Origin of the sequence: Streptomyces sp. NPDC087440 (assembly GCF_044744005.1) — a bacterium.
Classification (GTDB): Bacteria; Actinomycetota; Actinomycetes; order Streptomycetales; family Streptomycetaceae; genus Streptomyces.
In genome coordinates this window covers 105,729-121,483 of record NZ_JBIUXN010000019.1, presented here as the reverse complement: position 1 = coordinate 121,483, position 15,755 = coordinate 105,729, and the positions used below count along the sequence as shown (strand labels likewise).

12 protein-coding genes are annotated in these 15,755 nt (G+C 71.9%); 10 read left to right on the top strand and 2 right to left on the bottom strand.

The window, feature by feature from the left end:
• Window positions 1-142 precede the first annotated feature (142 nt).
• From hmgA to ACIO3O_RS31255, 3 genes are read left to right on the top strand one after another with little or no spacing between them, the layout of a single operon-like run.
• Window positions 143-1,480 carry a homogentisate 1,2-dioxygenase gene (gene hmgA, locus ACIO3O_RS31265; protein WP_401751707.1) on the top strand — a complete coding sequence of 446 codons (1,338 nt, stop codon included), beginning with the start codon at window positions 143-145 and terminating at the stop codon, window positions 1,478-1,480.
• A gap of 22 nt (window positions 1,481-1,502) precedes the next feature.
• Entirely contained in the window at window positions 1,503-2,258 is a 756-nt protein-coding gene (locus ACIO3O_RS31260) for a GntR family transcriptional regulator (RefSeq protein WP_401751705.1), read from the top strand.
• Window positions 2,259-2,282: 24 nt separating this feature from the next.
• A complete protein-coding gene (locus ACIO3O_RS31255; protein WP_401751703.1) occupies window positions 2,283-3,506 on the top strand; it encodes a type ISP restriction/modification enzyme in 1,224 nt (407 codons plus the stop codon).
• A gap of 130 nt (window positions 3,507-3,636) precedes the next feature.
• Here ACIO3O_RS31255 and ACIO3O_RS31250 read toward each other — a convergent pair whose 3' ends face one another.
• Entirely contained in the window at window positions 3,637-3,912 is a 276-nt protein-coding gene (locus ACIO3O_RS31250; protein WP_189827253.1) for a hypothetical protein, read from the bottom strand.
• Between the two features lie 207 nt (window positions 3,913-4,119).
• Here ACIO3O_RS31250 and ACIO3O_RS31245 point away from each other — a divergent pair, with 207 nt between their 5' ends.
• Window positions 4,120-5,865 (top strand): serine/threonine-protein kinase, encoded by a 1,746-nt coding sequence (locus ACIO3O_RS31245; RefSeq protein ID WP_401751701.1) that lies wholly within the window; start codon window positions 4,120-4,122, stop codon window positions 5,863-5,865.
• On the opposite strand, the gene ACIO3O_RS31240 is transcribed toward ACIO3O_RS31245, so the two are convergent.
• On the bottom strand, window positions 5,862-6,665 hold the full coding sequence (locus tag ACIO3O_RS31240) for an SGNH/GDSL hydrolase family protein (RefSeq protein ID WP_401751699.1): 804 nt from the start codon (window positions 6,663-6,665) through the stop codon (window positions 5,862-5,864). The two genes, ACIO3O_RS31245 and ACIO3O_RS31240, sit on opposite strands and share 4 nt — an antisense overlap.
• A 217-nt stretch (window positions 6,666-6,882) precedes the next feature.
• Between ACIO3O_RS31240 and ACIO3O_RS31235 the strand changes: the two genes are divergently transcribed.
• The 6 genes from ACIO3O_RS31235 (at window position 6,883) to ACIO3O_RS31210 (ending at window position 15,738) form a co-directional block, all read left to right on the top strand.
• A complete protein-coding gene (locus ACIO3O_RS31235) occupies window positions 6,883-7,302 on the top strand; it encodes a hypothetical protein (RefSeq protein WP_401751697.1) in 420 nt (139 codons plus the stop codon).
• 1 nt (window position 7,303) lies between these two features.
• Window positions 7,304-8,458, top strand: a complete 1,155-nt coding sequence (locus ACIO3O_RS31230; protein ID WP_401751695.1) for a GNAT family N-acetyltransferase — start codon at window positions 7,304-7,306, stop codon at window positions 8,456-8,458.
• Window positions 8,459-8,851: 393 nt separating this feature from the next.
• On the top strand, window positions 8,852-9,724 hold the full coding sequence (locus ACIO3O_RS31225; protein WP_401751693.1) for a glycosyltransferase family 2 protein: 873 nt from the start codon (window positions 8,852-8,854) through the stop codon (window positions 9,722-9,724).
• Window positions 9,721-10,776 carry a glycosyltransferase family 2 protein gene (locus tag ACIO3O_RS31220; protein ID WP_401751691.1) on the top strand — a complete coding sequence of 352 codons (1,056 nt, stop codon included), beginning with the start codon at window positions 9,721-9,723 and terminating at the stop codon, window positions 10,774-10,776. The genes ACIO3O_RS31225 and ACIO3O_RS31220 overlap by 4 nt, the downstream gene beginning before the upstream one ends.
• Window positions 10,773-11,615, top strand: coding sequence for a polysaccharide deacetylase family protein (locus ACIO3O_RS31215; RefSeq protein ID WP_401751689.1), 843 nt, complete (start codon window positions 10,773-10,775; stop codon window positions 11,613-11,615). The genes ACIO3O_RS31220 and ACIO3O_RS31215 overlap by 4 nt, the downstream gene beginning before the upstream one ends.
• Window positions 11,608-15,738, top strand: coding sequence for a lipopolysaccharide biosynthesis protein (locus ACIO3O_RS31210; RefSeq protein WP_401751688.1), 4,131 nt, complete (start codon window positions 11,608-11,610; stop codon window positions 15,736-15,738). The genes ACIO3O_RS31215 and ACIO3O_RS31210 overlap by 8 nt, the downstream gene beginning before the upstream one ends.
• Window positions 15,739-15,755 lie beyond the last annotated feature (17 nt).

Genomic DNA, 15,755 nt, shown 5'->3' with positions numbered 1-15,755 from the left:
CCCCCGCGAGGCCCCTCCGCTTTCGGCCCTTCCCTTTGCCCACCGTTGACGTTCCCCGCGCGCAATCCTACTGTCAGGCATAGGATTGCTTTACGCGTCCCACCTTCCCCTTTCGAGCCTTACCTCTTCCCAGGAGCGGACGATGAGCGGCAACGGCACGGACCGACACGTCGAAGCGGCGCGCAAGGCCGCGGAGGGCCTGGCGTACTCCTCGGGCTTCGGCAACGAACACAGCTCGGAAGCCGTTCCCGGCGCGCTGCCCGATGGCCGGAACTCGCCCCAGCGCGCCCCCCTCGGCCTCTACGCCGAGCAGCTCAGCGGCAGCGCCTTCACCGAGCCCCGCGCGCACAACCGCCGCTCCTGGCTGTACCGCGTCCGCCCCTCCGCCGCGCACCCCGCGTTCGTCCGCGTCGACAACGGCAGCCTGCGCAGCGCCCCCTTCACCGAGACCGTCCCCGACCCCAACCGGCTGCGCTGGAACCCGCTCCCCGACCCGGCCCCCGGCACCGACTTCCTGGCCGGCCTGTGGACGCTCGGCGGCAACGGCGACGCCACCCAGCGCGCGGGCATGGCGATCCACCTCTACCACGCCAACTCCCCCATGCTGGAACGGGTGTTCAGCGACTCCGACGGCGAGCTGCTGATCGTCCCCGAGCAGGGCGGGCTGCTGCTGCGCACCGAGTTCGGCCTGCTGCGCGCCGAGCCGGGCGAGGTCGCGCTGATCCCGCGCGGCGTGCGCTTCCGCGTGGAGCTGCTGGACGCCACCGCCCGCGGTTACGTCTGCGAGAACTACGGGGCGCCCTTCCAGCTCCCCGACCTCGGCCCGATCGGCGCCAACGGCCTGGCCAACGCCCGCGACTTCCGGGCGCCGGTGGCCGCGTACGAGGAGACCGAGGGCCCGGTCGAGGTGGTCAACAAGTTCTGCGGCAACCTGTGGTCCGCGACGTACGACCACTCCCCGCTCGACGTCGTCGCCTGGCACGGCAACCACGTCCCGTACGTCTACGACCTGCACCGCTTCAACGTCATCGGGTCGATCTCCTACGACCACCCGGACCCGTCGATCTTCACGGTGCTCACCTCACCGTCCGACACCCCCGGCCTCGCGGGCGTGGACTTCGTGGTCTTCGCGCCGCGCTGGCTGGTGGGCGAGGACACCTTCCGCCCGCCGTACTTCCACCGGAACGTGATGAGCGAGTACATGGGCCTCATCGAGGGCGCGTACGACGCCAAGGCGGAAGGCTTCGTGCCCGGCGGCGGCTCGCTGCACAACATGATGTCGGCGCACGGCCCCGACCGGGAGACCTTCGACCGGGCGAGCGCCGCCGAGCTGAAGCCGCAGAAGATCGAGGACGGTCTTGCGTTCATGTTCGAGACCCGCTGGCCGGTGACCGCCACCGAGCAGGCGGCGAACGCCGATCACCGCCAGTCCTCGTACGACGACGTGTGGCAGGGTCTTCAGCGACACTTCCGCCCGTAACCGCTGACCGGAGACCCTCCAGGTGACCGCCTTCGCCCCCGACTCCCTCGTCCTGAACCGGAAGCTGCCGCTCTGGTACCAGGTCTCCCAGTCGCTGCGCGCCTCGATACTGGGCCGCACCCCCGACGCCTCGCTGCGGCTGCCCACCGAGGAGCAGCTCGCCGCGCACTACGGGGTGAGCGTGCTGACCATGCGCCAGGCGCTCAAGGAGCTGGAGTCGGAGGGCCTGATCAGCAGGCACCGCAGGCGGGGCACGTTCATCGAGCCGGGGGCCAGGCGGGGTGCCCCGCGCCGCCTCCTCGGCTCGATCGACGCGGTCGTGGCCCAGCAGTCGGGCGAGCCGACGACGCTGCTCGGCCACGGCCCGGTGCCGGTGCCCGGGGATCTCGCCGAGCACTTCCCCGACGTCGCCGAGGTCCTGACGTACCGCCGACTGCGCCACGACGCACAGAGCGGCGAGCCCACCAACTGGGCGGAGAACGCGGTGCGTCCGGAGTTCGCCGACCGGCTGAGGGCCGACGACCTGGAGCGCTGGCCGATGACGAAGGTGCTGCGCGACATCGTGGGCGTGCGCATCAGCCGCATCACCGACACCATCGAGGCCCGCCTCGCCGACCCGGAGACGGCGGAGCTGCTGAAGGTGCCGCTGTGCTCGCCGATCCTGCACTACACGGGCGTCACGTACGACACGGACGGGCGGGTGGTGGACGTGGCGCGGATCCGCTATCGGGGCGACCGGTTCTCGTTCTCGGTGACGGTGGAGTCGCCGAGCGCATAAGCACCCGCGAAGTCTGTGCCTACGATGCGGGGCGTGAGCGATGTTGCCGGAACCCCGCAGAACCCCCTGCTGCTCGACGACCTCATGCCCTGGTCCGTCCCCCCGCTGCGGCCCGGCCGGGGCTGGGTGCGCGGACCCGACGCCGCGTCCCTGCGGGCCCGTTGGGACGCGGTGATACGGGCCGATTCGCCCGCGGCCCGGGACGCGCTCTTCGCGCCCACCCGGGTGCGCACCCCGCAGACCTCCGTGGCCGCCCTGCCCGGCCAGCGCACCGCCACCACCCGGTTCGCCGCCGAGTCGGGCCGCTGCCCGGAGCCGGTGCGCGTCCTGCACGGCCCCTTCGACGAGCAGTGGCTGATCCCCGACCACCGCCTCATCGACGCCGCACGCCCCGAACTGTGGCGCGTCCTGGACACCACGCATCAACTCTTCACCGTCGAACAGGGTTACGTTCCCGGGGCGGCGGGCCCCGCCGTGCTGGCCACCGCGCTGCTCCCCGACGGGTACTCCCCCGCCGGGCGCCCCGGCCGCATCCGGCCCCTGTACCGCAGGCCCGGCGGCCTGGAGCCGAACCTGACACCGGGCCTCACGGACTTCCTCTCCCGGCGGTACGGGTGCGAGGTCGCCCCCGAGGACCTTCCGGCCTGGGCGCTGGCCTACGCCCGCCCGTCACCCCGGGGCGCCGTCGTGCCGCTCCCCCGGGATCCGGAGGCATGGCGGCACGGGCTGGAGCGGGGCCACCGGCTGCGCGCCCTGCTGCTGCGCGGGGCGCGGGGCGGCGAGCGCCCGCGCCTCCCCGGCGGACGCAGGCCCTATGTGCGGGCGGCCGTCCCGGCACGGCCGGACGCGATCGCGTACGACCACGAGGAATCGGCCCTGGTCGTCGGCGGTACGGGCCGGATCTCGCCGGTGCCGGAGGCCGCCTGGACCTTCGAGGTGGGCGGGGTGCGGGTGCTGGAGCGGTGGTTCGAGGTGCGCACCGCCGAGGCGGCGCCGGGCTCGCTGGAGGCCGTACGGCCCGGGGAGTGGCCCAAGGAGTGGTCCTCGGAGCTGCTGGAACTGGTGACGGTGCTGGGGCTGTACGCGGAACTGGCGGACGCGAAGCCGGAGTTCGGCCCGGCCGAGGAGATCTCGCGCGAGGAGCTGACCGGGGCGGGCGTGCTGCCCGTACCGGCGGCGGCGCGGCGGCCCGCGTCGGTGCTGGACCACCACGAGGAGGGTCCCGGCGGACAGTTCGCGCTGCTCTGACCGGCCTCCGGACGCGGGCAGCACAAAGCCGCCCCACTGCCCCGGGAATGACGGGGTCGGGCACGTGGGGCGGCTCTCGTGTGGCGCGGGACGAACCCGCGTGTGGTGCCGGGACCGGTCGGCCGCCGCGTCAGCCGCGGTTGCCGAACAAGGACCGGCGGAGCCGCTTGAGCGGCGCGAACAGCGAGACGCGAGAGATCCGCGTCCCCCTGCTGGTGTTGCGTGTGCGCGGCACCTCGCGCGAGGTCAGCTCCCGCATCAGCATCGTCGCCTCGGCCGTCTCGCGCTGCGGGACGGCAGGGCCGCCGAGCACCGCGAGGTGGCGGTCGAGCCGCGTGCTGGTCGCACTGCTCCCGCATGTGATGGCAGGCACCCGGGGCCTGCTGCGCACCGTTATCTGTTCCATGTCACTCCCCACCCGTACGAGGGCACCCGTCACCGGGCAGGTTAACCCTATCTCCCCGTCATGACACACGTGTATCCCGCCCACAGGATTCATCACAGGGGTACCGATGTTGACGGACCGTAATTGTTCAAGGGGGCTGCACGAGGGCGGAGTTGAGCTAGCTTGGAGTGGTTTCGACCATGATGCCGCTCTGCTGCGGATCGGGGGATGCGTCCTGTGACAGAAGTGCCGGGCGAGAACAGGGTGGTGACGGGCCGATACCGCCTTCTGGCCCCCTTGGGGCAGGGCGGGATGGGCGTCGTCTGGCGGGCCCGCGACGAGGTGCTGGGGCGCGAGGTCGCCGTGAAGGAGGTGCGGGCCCCGGCCGGGCTCGGCGGCACCGACCAGACCCGGCTCTACCAGAGGCTGGAGCGCGAGGCGTGGGCGGCGGCCCGCATCTCGCACCGCAATGTCGTGACGGTGTACGACGTGGCCACCGAGGACGGCAGACCGTGGATCGTGATGGAGCTGGTCCGGGGGCTGAGTCTGTCGGACGTGCTGGACGCGGAGGGCACGCTGACCCCGCAGCGGGCCGCGCACATCGGGGCGGAGGTGCTCGCCGCGCTCCGGGCGGCGCACGAGGCGGGGGTGCTGCACCGGGACGTCAAGCCCGGCAACGTACTCGTGGGCAACGACGGGCGGATCGTGCTGACCGACTTCGGCATCGCGATGGTCGAGGGGACCTCCGCGCTGACGATGACGGGCGAGCTGATCGGCTCGCCGGAGTTCCTGGCGCCGGAGCGGGCGCTGGGGCGCACTCCGGGGCCGGAGTCGGACCTGTGGTCGCTCGGGGTGCTGCTGTACGCGGCGGTGGAGGGCAATTCGCCGTTCCGGCTGGACACGCCGCTGTCCACGCTGCGGGCGGTGGTGGACGAGGAGCTGCCGCCGCCGACCCGGGCCGGGGCGCTGCGGCCGGTGATCGAGGGGCTGCTGCGCAAGGACCCGGCGGAGCGGATGTCGGGCGCGGAGGCCGAGCGGATGCTGCGCATCGTGGCGGCGGGCGGGACGGCGACGGTCACCGGCGGGGTGCACAGCCGCCCGACCGTCACCGGGTCCACGCCCTACCGCCCGGAGCCGACGCCGCCGCCACGGCCGGTGCCGGTGCCGGTTCCTTCGGGAGGTACGTACGGCCCCGCGACCGGGCAGACGGCGACGACCCCCCAGGGCCAGCCCCGGCGTTCGGTGGCCGTGCTGGCGCTCGGCATCGCGGTGCTGCTGCTCGCGGTCGCGGGGCTGGTGTACGCGCTGACCAAGAAGGACGATCCGGGCACCGTCGCCGGCACCTCGAACGGGCAGACCGGCAGTGGTGGCACGGACACCAGCACCGGGTCCACCGGCAGTACCGGAACCAGTGGTGACCCGACCAAGGGCAGCACCAGCACCGGTGGCAGCGACGCCACCTCGAGCAGCACCACGAACGGCGGCAGCACCACCACGAACGGCGCCAGTGGCGGCAAGACCACACCTCCCCCGGAGCAGACCGTCCGGGTGTCCGTGCACGCGGTGCGCGACAGCTACACGGGGAAGTGCCCGCCACCCTCGGGCGCGCTGCCGACGTTCACGGCGACGATCACGGTGGGGCGCGCACCGGCCGACGTGGAGTACCAGTGGACGACCGGCAGCGGGGAGACCAGCGGCGGCGCGTGGCTCAAGGCGCACTTCGACGCCGGGACGCTGTCGCAGCAGGTGCAGCACACGGAGGGGACGTACAAGAAGGACGAGGTCTGGAAGGACACGGTCCAGGTGAAGGTGCGCAGTCCCAAGACGGTGGCGTCGGACTCCGTGGCGTTCACGGTGACCTGCGAGAAGGAGACCCCGACCACCACCGACGGGCAGAACGGGTCGGGCGGCACGACGACACCGCCGCCGGCCACGACGACCGACGGCGGTGCGACGTACGGGACGCAGGGTTAGGCCGCTGAGTTCATGACGGGGAGGTAGCCGCCGGACTGTCCGGCGGCGGTGGGGTGGTAGGACTCACCGATGTTGCCCCAGTTGAGGCTGTGCAGCCACGGGGTGGGGGTGCAGATCTCGTGGCCGGAGAAGGCGGCGGCGACCCCGGCGAAGGTGAAGCCGTGGTCGGCGGCGCGCTTGGCGGTGGCGGTGTTGAGGTAGTCGGCGGCGCCGTTGATGGCGGTGCGGGACTTCTCGCTGAGGCCGACCGAACAGGTGCCGTTGATCTTGTAGAAGCGGGGGTAGCCGAGGACGACGACGCGGGCGGCGGGGGCCTTGGCCCTGATGCCGTTGTAGACGGAGTCGAGTTGACCGGGGAGGGTGGCGTCGACGTAGGCGCGGGCCTGGTTGACGCGTCTGACGCAGGCGGCCTCGCCCTGGAGGACACAGGTCGTCATCACGTCCGAGAAGCCTGCGTCGTTGCCGCCGACGGTGATGCTGACGAGGTCGGTGGCCGAGCTGAGGGAGCCGAGCTGGCCGGAGGTGACGTCGCCGGTGCGGGCGCCGCTGCACGCGGCGAAGGCGAAGGTGGTGGGGGTGTTCTTCGCCGCCCAGAGGGCGGGGTAGGCCTTGGAGCTGCGCTTGCAGCTGGAGCCGTCGTAGCTTCCGGCGCCGACTCCGGAGGAGTAGGAGTCGCCGAGCGCCACGTAGTCGACGCCCTGGGTCTGCTGGGCCGCTCCCGCCGCGCCCGCCCCGGTGAGGGCGAGGACTCCGGCGAGGGCGAGCGAGGTCGAGTATGCCGCGAAACGGGTCAGTTTCATGGAACCTCCCTGAGCGGGCCGCCTCACAGTGAGCAGCCGCCACACATGTCGTACCAGCCCTTGTGACCCGCCGGTAGTGTTCATGCCAAGAACATTGGGCACGGATCTTCTTCACATCGCCTACGCATCCTTGACGACTCTCGGCGGCCTGCGCGACATTGAAGCCCGGCATCCGGCGCGTCGGGGGGCAAAGTCGCCAATGCAGGCCATCCGGAACATGAATGACGAGGTGTCAGAGGACGGCGGAGCGGGCCGCGCGGCCCTTCCTGCGGCGGTGCGCGACGCCCTGCCGCTGGCGGCGGGGGCGGGGCTGGCGGTGGCCGTCGCGGGCGCCGTGCTGGCGTTCGCCGACCTGCCGTCCCCGCTGCGCGCGCCCTGCACGGTCGTGTTCATGGTGCTGGCGCCCGCCCTCGCCGTGGCGCTCTGGCTGCGCGGGCTGGAACCGCTGGGGCGTCTGGTCGCGTCGACAACAGCGGCACTCGCGCTCAACCTGCTCGTCGCCCAGGCGATGCTGGCCCTGCGCCTGTGGTCGACCAGGGGCGGGATCGCGGCCGTGGCCGGGATCAGCGTCCTGCTGTTCCTGCTCACACTTCTGCGTCGCCGAGGCGGCCGCACGACCAGAAGGCAGGCACCCTGACGTGGACAACCCTCACCCGCACACGCACCCGCAGACCGTTCACCGGGACGCGCGCGTCATCACCGTCCACCGCCCCGGCGAACTCACCTCGGCGGACCGGGCGGCCTGGACGGCCCTGCAGGCCAAGGCGCATCTGCACGGCTCGCCCGAGCTGGCGAACCCTTTCCTCTCCCCCGAGTTCGCACTGGCGCTGGGCAGATGCCGGCGCGGCGTACGGATCGCCGTGGTGCGCGAGGGGGGCGAACCGGCCGCGTTCTTCGCGTACCAGAGATCCGCGGCCGGCGTGGGCCGGGCACTGGGCCTGGGTGTCTCCGACAGCCAGGGCCTCGTGCACAGACCCGGGTTCACCTGGGACGCACGGGAGTTGCTGCGGGCGTGCGGGCTCGCGGTGTACGAGTTCGACCACCTCGCCCAGGGGCAGGCGGGGTTCGAGGGCGGGGCGACGGGCAGGTTCGCCTCGCCGGTGATCGACACCCTGGACGGGTACGACGCGTACCAGGCCCATCTGCGGGCGAACGCGCCGAAGTTCCTGAAGACGACGCTCGCCAAGGGGCGCAGGCTCGGACGTCAGGTCGGCGAGGTGCGGTACGTGCACGACGAGCGGGACCCCGCGATGCTGGCCACGCTGATGCGGTGGAAGTCCGCGCAGTACCGCAGGACGGGCCGCTCCGACCGCTTCGCACAGGACTGGATCACCCGCCTGGTCGAGCAGCTCTTCCACACCCGCAGCGACTCCTTCACGGGACTGCTGTCGGTGCTGTACGCGGGCGGGCGGCCCGTCGCCGCGCATTTCGGTCCGCGCTCGGAGCGGATCATCGCGAATTGGTTCCCGGCCTACGACCCGGAGTTCGCAAAGTATTCACCGGGTCTGCTGATGCAGCTCAAGATCGCGGAATCGGCGGCCTCGGAGGGCATCGCCTACGTCGATCTGGGGCGCGGCCAGAAAGAGTACAAGGATTCCCTCAAGACCAGGGAGATCACGGTCGCCGAGGGATGGGTGATGCGCCGTCACCCGGTGGCATTCGGCCACCGCGCACATCGCGCACCGGTGCGCGCCTTGCGGAATACGGTGGTGGAACGGCCGGAACTGTTCGCACCGGCGGACAGATTGCTGAAACGGATCGGCGAAATCCGATCGGGACGGTTCCGGATGTGACCGTCGAAGAACGGCCAAAGTAACAAAAAAGCGAGGCTACGTTCCAGGTCTTGCCATAAGGTCCTCATCATCAATACCGTCGTACATCACCCGCAACCGACCATCGAGTGCAGCGGCTCCAGGGGAGGGCTCAGGCGTCGCGAGCACGGCCGGCAGCGGGAGCGCGGTAGGGGGGTGCCGTGCTCGGTAAGCACGTGTAGTGCCGTGGCACGTTCCGCGCAGAGCAACAGCCAGCTCACCCGGTCGGTACGGAAAGCACCAACGCACGCGCACGGAGTGGGAATCCGTCGGCTCGATTCCGTCACGGCCCGGGGTGAAACCCCCCTTTCGAACCGGAAACTCATCCGGACCGCCCGGGGGCGGGCGGTCCACCGGTGGAGAGGGAAAAGACTCATGAGCTCATTTCTCCGACCCGCGGTACCGGGGCAAGATCCGCTCGGCGAACCGTCGACAAACGGAAACAGCCGCACGAGCGCGATCAAGAAAAGTCTGAAGTACCGGCCCATCTCTTCGCATCTCGCCATCACCCCGCCGGTCAGCGTGGTGATCCCCGCCATGAACGAGGCGGAAAACCTTCCGTACGTCTTCAAGACGCTGCCGGAATGGATTCACGAAGTCGTCCTCGTCGACGGGAATTCCACCGACAACACGGTGGCCGTCGCCCGGGAACTCCGTCCGGACGTCGTCGTCGTCAAGCAGACCGGAAAGGGCAAGGGCGACGCCCTCATCGCGGGATTCGCCGCGGCGACGGGCGACATCATCGTGATGGTCGACGCGGACGGCAGCGCCGACGGCCACGAAATCGTCTCCTACGTCTCCGCGCTGGTCTCCGGCGCGGACTTCGCGAAGGGCTCGCGCTTCGCGAACGGCGGCGGCACCGACGACATGACGCCGGTGCGCAAGCTCGGCAACTGGGTGCTGTGCACGGTCGTCAACAAGAAGTTCGGCGCCCGCTACACCGACCTGTGCTACGGCTACAACGCCTTCTGGCGGCACTGCCTCGACAAGATCGACCTCGACTGCACCGGCTTCGAGGTGGAGACCCTGATGAACATCCGGGTCGTCAAGGCCGGCCTGCGCGTGCAGGAGATTCCCAGCCACGAGTTCGAGCGCATCCACGGCATGAGCAACCTCAGCGCGGTCCGCGACGGGCTGCGCGTCCTCAAGGTGATCCTCAAGGAGCGCGGCAAGCGGCACGAGCGCCGTCGCGCCCCGCTGCCCGTGGTGGCGCCGCGCCGGATCATCGGCCGGGGAGAGGTGTCTTGAGCGCAGAGGTCTCCCACGGCTTCTCCGTGGTGATCTGCGTGTACACCGAGGACCGCTGGGAGGACATCCTCGCGGCGGTCTCCTCGGTGCACGCGCAGTCCCTGCCGGCGCTGGAGACGCTGCTGGTCGTGGACCACAACCCCACGCTCCTGGAGCGCCTGGCCAGGGAGTACAAGGAGAGCGTGCAGGCGGTGCGGGTGCTCGCCAACGCGGGCCCCCGCGGCCTGTCCGCGGGCCGCAACACGGGGATCGCCGCCGCCCGCGGCGGCCTGCTCGCCTTCCTGGACGACGACGCGGTCGCCGAGCGCGACTGGCTGCACCACTTCGCCGCCGGGTACGCGGACCCCCGCGTGATGGCGGTCGGCGGCCGCACCATGCCCGCGTGGGCGTCGGGCGGCCGCCCGGCCTGGTTCCCCGAGGAGTTCGACTGGGTCGTCGGCTGTACGTACAAGGGCCTGCCCGAGGGGAAGGTGCGGGTGCGCAACGTGCTCGGGGGCAATGCCTCCTTCCGCCGGGAGGCCTTCGACGCGGCGGGCGGCTTCGCCACCGGCATCGGCCGGGACGGCGACAAACGGCCGCTGGGCTGCGAGGAGACGGAGCTGTGCATCCGCCTGGCGAAGGCCCTGCCGGAGGCGGTGCTGCTCATCGACGACCGGGCGGTGATCCACCACAAGGTGCCCACCGTGCGGGAAGGGTTCGGCTATTTCCGCACCCGGACGTACGCGGAGGGCTTGTCGAAAGCGCTCGTGGCGCGAAGTGTGGGTGCGGGCAAGGGACTTGAGTCCGAACGCCGGTACACCACCCGGGTGCTCCCCGGCGGCGTCCTGCGCGGTCTGCGTGACGCGGCGCTGTGGCGTCCGGGCGGCGCGGGCCGGGCGGGCGCCATCGTGACCGGAGTGGCGGCGGCGGCAGGAGGGTACGTACTCGGCAGCGTCCGGGCCCGTAGGGGAGGCGGGAGCTTCACGGTCGCGCCGATCGCGGCCCCGTCCGGGACGCGGGAGAACGGCGCGGGCCAGGAGAGCGAGGGACGCGAGGGGGCGACGCGGGAATGAGCGGAAGCAGAACCACGGCGGGCGCGGCACGGGCTCAGCGGGTGCCGGTCCTGATGTACCACGCGGTCGGGCACCGGCCCGCGGAGGCCGCGTACGGGCTCTCGGTCTCGCCGGAGTCCTTCGCCGAGCAGCTGGGCGTGCTCGACGCGAACGGCTTCACCCCCATCACCACCCGGGAGTTGGGGGACTCCTGGCGGTCGGGGCGCGTCGCGCTGCCGCCGAAACCGGTCCTGATCACCTTCGACGACGGCTACGAGGGCGTGCACCGGCACGCCCTGCCGTCCCTGGTCAAACACGGCTTCCGCAGCAGCCTGTTCGTCACCACGGGCTGGCTGAAGGGCCGTTACGACGAAGGGGGCGCCCTGGACACCATGCTCGACTGGGGCCAGGTGCGGGCCCTGCGGGACGCGGGGGCGGAGATCGGCGGGCACAGCCACACCCACCCCCAGCTCGACCAACTCCCCGACGAGAGACTGCGGTTCGAGCTGCTGCGCTGCCGGGAGCTGGTCGCCGACGAATTGGGCGAGACACCGGTGTCGCTCGCCTACCCGTACGGCTACTCCAGCCGCCGGGTGCGCACGGCCGTCCGCGACGCCGGGTTCGCGCAGGCCCTCGCGGTCAACAACGACCTGGCACAGCGCGCGCAGGGGCCGTTCGCACTGCGCAGGATCACGGTGCAGCGCAGCACACCGCTGGACCGGTTCGAGCGGATGGTGGAGGACGCGGGCACCTTCCGGGACTTCGCCAGGGAGCGGGCGCTGACCCGGGGGTACGCGGTGGTGCGCAGATCCCGGTCGGCGGTCCGGATCGCACGGGGGGCGGGAACCCGCGGTGTCTGACACGACCACCACGCAGGCCGACAGCGGCACCGGGGAGAACGAGACGGTGCGCGCACCGTCGTCGGCGGCGACGGCGCGTCGTCTCCGGCTCCCCCTGCGGGACAGGGGCACCGGGAACGGCAGCCCGCTCTTCCGCAACGCCTACGCGCTGATGCTCAACACGGGTGTCAGCGCGCTCCTCGGCCTGAGCTTCTGGCTGGCCGCCGCGCGGTACTACTCCCCCGAGGCGGTCGGTCAGGGGTCGGCGGCGATCGCCGCGATGAAGCTGCTCGCCGGGCTGACCGCGCTCACCCTCACCGGGGCGATGGCCCGGTTCATCCCGGTGTCCGGCAGACGCACCGGCCGGCTGGTCCTCCGTACGTACGCGGGAAGTTCGCTGGTCGTCGCGGTGGCGGCCGGGATCTTCCTGCTCACACTGGACTTCTGGGGGCCCTCGTACCGGTTCCTGCACGGGCCGCTGAACGGGCTCGGGTTCGTCCTCGCGGTGGTGCTGTGGTCGCTGCTGACCCTCCAGGACGGGGTGCTGACGGGGCTGCGCAGCGCGCTGTGGGTGCCGGTCGGCAACACCGTCTTCTCGGCGGTGAAGCTGCTGCTGCTCGTGCTGATCGCCACGTCCGTGCCGACCGCGGGCGTCTTCGTGTCGTGGGTCGCGGCGATCTCGGTGTCGGTGATCCCGCTGGGGATCCTGGTGTTCCGGAAGCTGGTGCCGCGCCATGTGGCCGCCACGGAGGGGCTCGCGGAGCCGCCGACGATGCGGCAGATGGGGCGCTTCCTGGCCGGTGACTACACGGGCTCGCTCTTCTCGCTGGCCGTGGTCTACCTGGTGCCGGTGATCGTGGCTTCGCAGGTCAGCTCGGCGGACAACGCGTACTTCTACATCACGACCACCATCGGCGGCACCGTCAACCTGCTCGCCATCAACATGGGCGCCTCGCTGACCGTCGAGGGGGCGCACGACCCCGCTTCCCTGGCCCGCAACTGCCGGGCCTCGCTGCTCAAGATGGTGAAGCTGATGCTGCCGGTGGCGGCGGTGCTGTTCTTCGGCGCGCCGTACATCCTGCACGTCTTCGGCGCGGGGTACGCGGAGGCGGCCACCCCGCTGCTGCGCTGGTTCGCGGTGGGCGCGCTGCTGCGGGTCGTCATCGAGGTCTACTTCGCGGTCTTGCGCGCGCAGAGCCGGACCAGTGGACTCGCCTACCTTCAGGGCGCGTTGTGCGTCCTCGTCCTGGGCCTGACGCTGCTCCTGCTGCCCCGGATGGGGCTGACGGGCGCGGGCGTCGCCGAGGTGTCGAGCCTCGCGGTGATCGCGACGATCGCCGCCGTCAAGCTGTACGGGGTCGTACGCGCCCCCGCGGAGGCCGGACCGGTGCCGGACGAAGCGCCCGCCCGCTCGGGGTCCGGGTCCGGGTCCGAGGAAGCACCGCGCCGGACGCTGCGCTCCGCGCTCGGCGACGCGACGACGCTGCCGTTGGGCATCAGCGCGGACTTCGACCACGCGGAACGCAGGCCGGATGTACGGATCGGCCCGGAGACCCCTGCGGGCGGCCTCTTCATCCCCAGCCCGACATGGGCCCGGAAGCCCCCGGCGGCATCGGCGCAAGGCCCTGCGGAGGGCCCGGCGGAAGGACGGCTGACGGCCGACTCGCCCCCGGCGGCGGTCAAGGGGAGCGAGAGGCCGGGGGCCGCCCCGGAGAAGGCGGGGACCGATCCCGCGAAGGCGGGGACCGCCCCGGCAGAGACGGGGACCACCCCGGCGGAAGCGGGCACCGCCCCGCAGTGGGCAGGAGCCGCCCCGGCAGAAGCGGGCACCGCCCCGGCCGAGGAGAGCGCGCCCGAAGCCACCGCCGCCGCCTCGGCCGCCTCCCAGGCACCCGCCCCGGCGCGGACCGCCACACCGGCCGCCCCGGAGCCCCCCAGGTCCACCCCCGAGACGCCCAGGTCCACCCCGGATACCCCCACGTCCACCCCGGCCGGGGCCGCCTCACCCGCCCCCGCCCACTCCCCCGCGTCCACCGCCTCCACCCCTGTCGCCTCCCCCTCCCCCGACGCGAGCGAGAAGCCCGAGATCCCTGCGGCGCAGCCCGTGCTGCGCGTCCTGCGTGGCCATGTGGCCGAACTCGTGCTCGGCGGCCTGCTGCTGGCGGCGCTGCTGCTGTACTGGCTTCCCGTGCGGGGGGTCACCGACGCGGACCTGGACCGGGTCGGCGGGCTCGGGCTGATCTCCGTGCTGCCGCTCGCCACGCTGATCGGGGCGGCCCTCCTCGCGGTGTCGTTCGCGTCGCTGCTGTGGTTCGAGCGGCCGAAGACCGTCCTGCTCGCGGCGGGCCTGCTCGCGACGGTGGTGTCCCTGCACGCACTGCCCGCCGTGCTGGAAGCCGCACCCCGCTTCCCGACGGCCTGGCAGCACCTCGGGTTCATGGACTACATCGACCGCACCGGCACGGCCGTCCCCGACCTGGACGCCCGCTGGAGCTGGCCCGGGTTCTTCGCGGCGGCGACCTTCGTGGCCCAGGCCTGCGGGATCTCCGACATGTCGGAGGTCATCCGCTGGTGGCCGCTCGCCATGCAACTCCTCTACCTCGCCCCGCTGTTCCTCCTGCTGAAGTCGCTGCGGGCGGGCTGGAAGGCGAAGTGGGCGGGCGCCTGGTTCTTTGTGCTGAGCGGCTGGGTCGGCCAGGACTACTTCTCGCCGCAGGGCTACACGTACCTCCTCTACCTGGCCTTCGTGGCGATCCTGCTGGTCTGGTTCCGCGAGCCGCGCGTCATCTGGACGAAGCGGCGGCCCGGTGAGGCGGAGGTGGTACCGGCGGGGCGGCGCGAGAAGGCGACGATGCTGGTCGTCCTGATCGCCGTCTTCGCGGGGACGGTCCCCTCCCACCAGCTCACGCCGTTCGTGATGCTGGGCGTGCTGATGGTGCTGGTGATGGTCCGCCGGTCCACGCTGCGCGGGCTGCCGATCCTGTTCACGGTGCTGGTGGCGGTGTGGATCGGGTTCTTCGCCGAGCCGTACTGGTCGGGGCACTTCGCCGAACTCTTCGGCGGGATCGGCGGGTTGGGCGACAACGTGACCTCGTCCGTCGCGGGCCGCATCGAGGGCGGCAGCTCCACGCACAAGCTGGTGCTGTACGTCCGGGTGGCGCTGGCCGGTGGCGTGATGGCGCTGGCCTGCTGGGGCATCTCCCGGCGGCGCTTCGCGGGGTACGCCGAACGGTCGCTGGTCGTGCTCGCGTTCGTCCCCTTCGTCATGCTGGCCATGCAGTCGTACGGCGGCGAGATGGCCCTGCGCGTCTTCATGTTCGCGCTGCCCGGCGCGGCCCTGCTCGCCGGGCTCGGCTTCTTCCCCCGTACCGGAACCACCCGGGAGGAGCGGGACGCCGACCGCACCAGCCTGGCGCCGCTCGCCGCGCTGGTGGCGGGCCTGCTGATGATCGGCGGCTTCCTGGTGGCGCGCTGGGGCAACGAGGCGTTCGAGCAGGTGCGGGCGGGCGAGGTCACGGCCATGGAGTACGTGTACGCGCACGACGATCCGACGGTGCGGCTGCTGTGGATGAGCAACGACGTCGAGGAGAACGTCACCCCCGCCATGCCGTGGGGCGCCCGGGACATGGAGAAGGTCCAGTACCGGCCCACGGAGGCGCCGCGCGACCCGGTGCTGGTGGCGTCGCTGGTCAAGGCACTGAAGGACGCGGGACCCAATGCGTACCTCATGATCAACCGCAGTCAGACCATCTACCTCCAGATGGACTCGGGGTACTCCACGAGCTGGGAGCGGCGGCTGCTCGCGAACCTGGACGCCCGCCCGGAGCTGTCGCGGGTGCTGTCGAACCCGGACGCCACGCTGTACACGCTCAAGGAGCGGCCGGAGGGCCCGGTCGAGAAGGCCGATCCCGGTCCGGTCGGGCCGCAGGTGACGTGGACGCCGTGGTCGGTGGTGGGCGCGCTGGCGGCGCTGGCGCTGATCCTGCTGCTGTCGGTGCGGGAGGTGGTGCGGGTCGGGCGGCGCGAGAGCGTGCGCAAGCTCCAGTGGATGCAGTCGACGTACTGGTTCGCGCTGCCGCTGATGGCGGTGCTGCTGGCGTCGCTGGTGACCCGGCTGCTGACGCTGTCGGGAGTGTGGAACTGAAAGGTCGCCGAGGGGTC

Coding starts and splice junctions, on each gene's coding strand:
- ACIO3O_RS31235 (WP_401751697.1), top strand. CDS start 6,883: ATGAATGACGAGGTGTCAGAGGACGGCGGAGCGGGCCGCGCGGCCCTT.
- ACIO3O_RS31245 (WP_401751701.1), top strand. CDS start 4,120: ATGCGTCCTGTGACAGAAGTGCCGGGCGAGAACAGGGTGGTGACGGGC.
- ACIO3O_RS31215 (WP_401751689.1), top strand. CDS start 10,773: ATGAGCGGAAGCAGAACCACGGCGGGCGCGGCACGGGCTCAGCGGGTG.
- ACIO3O_RS31255 (WP_401751703.1), top strand. CDS start 2,283: ATGCGGGGCGTGAGCGATGTTGCCGGAACCCCGCAGAACCCCCTGCTG.
- ACIO3O_RS31250 (WP_189827253.1), bottom strand. CDS start 3,912: ATGGAACAGATAACGGTGCGCAGCAGGCCCCGGGTGCCTGCCATCACA.
- hmgA (WP_401751707.1), top strand. CDS start 143: ATGAGCGGCAACGGCACGGACCGACACGTCGAAGCGGCGCGCAAGGCC.
- ACIO3O_RS31225 (WP_401751693.1), top strand. CDS start 8,852: ATGAGCTCATTTCTCCGACCCGCGGTACCGGGGCAAGATCCGCTCGGC.
- ACIO3O_RS31240 (WP_401751699.1), bottom strand. CDS start 6,665: ATGAAACTGACCCGTTTCGCGGCATACTCGACCTCGCTCGCCCTCGCC.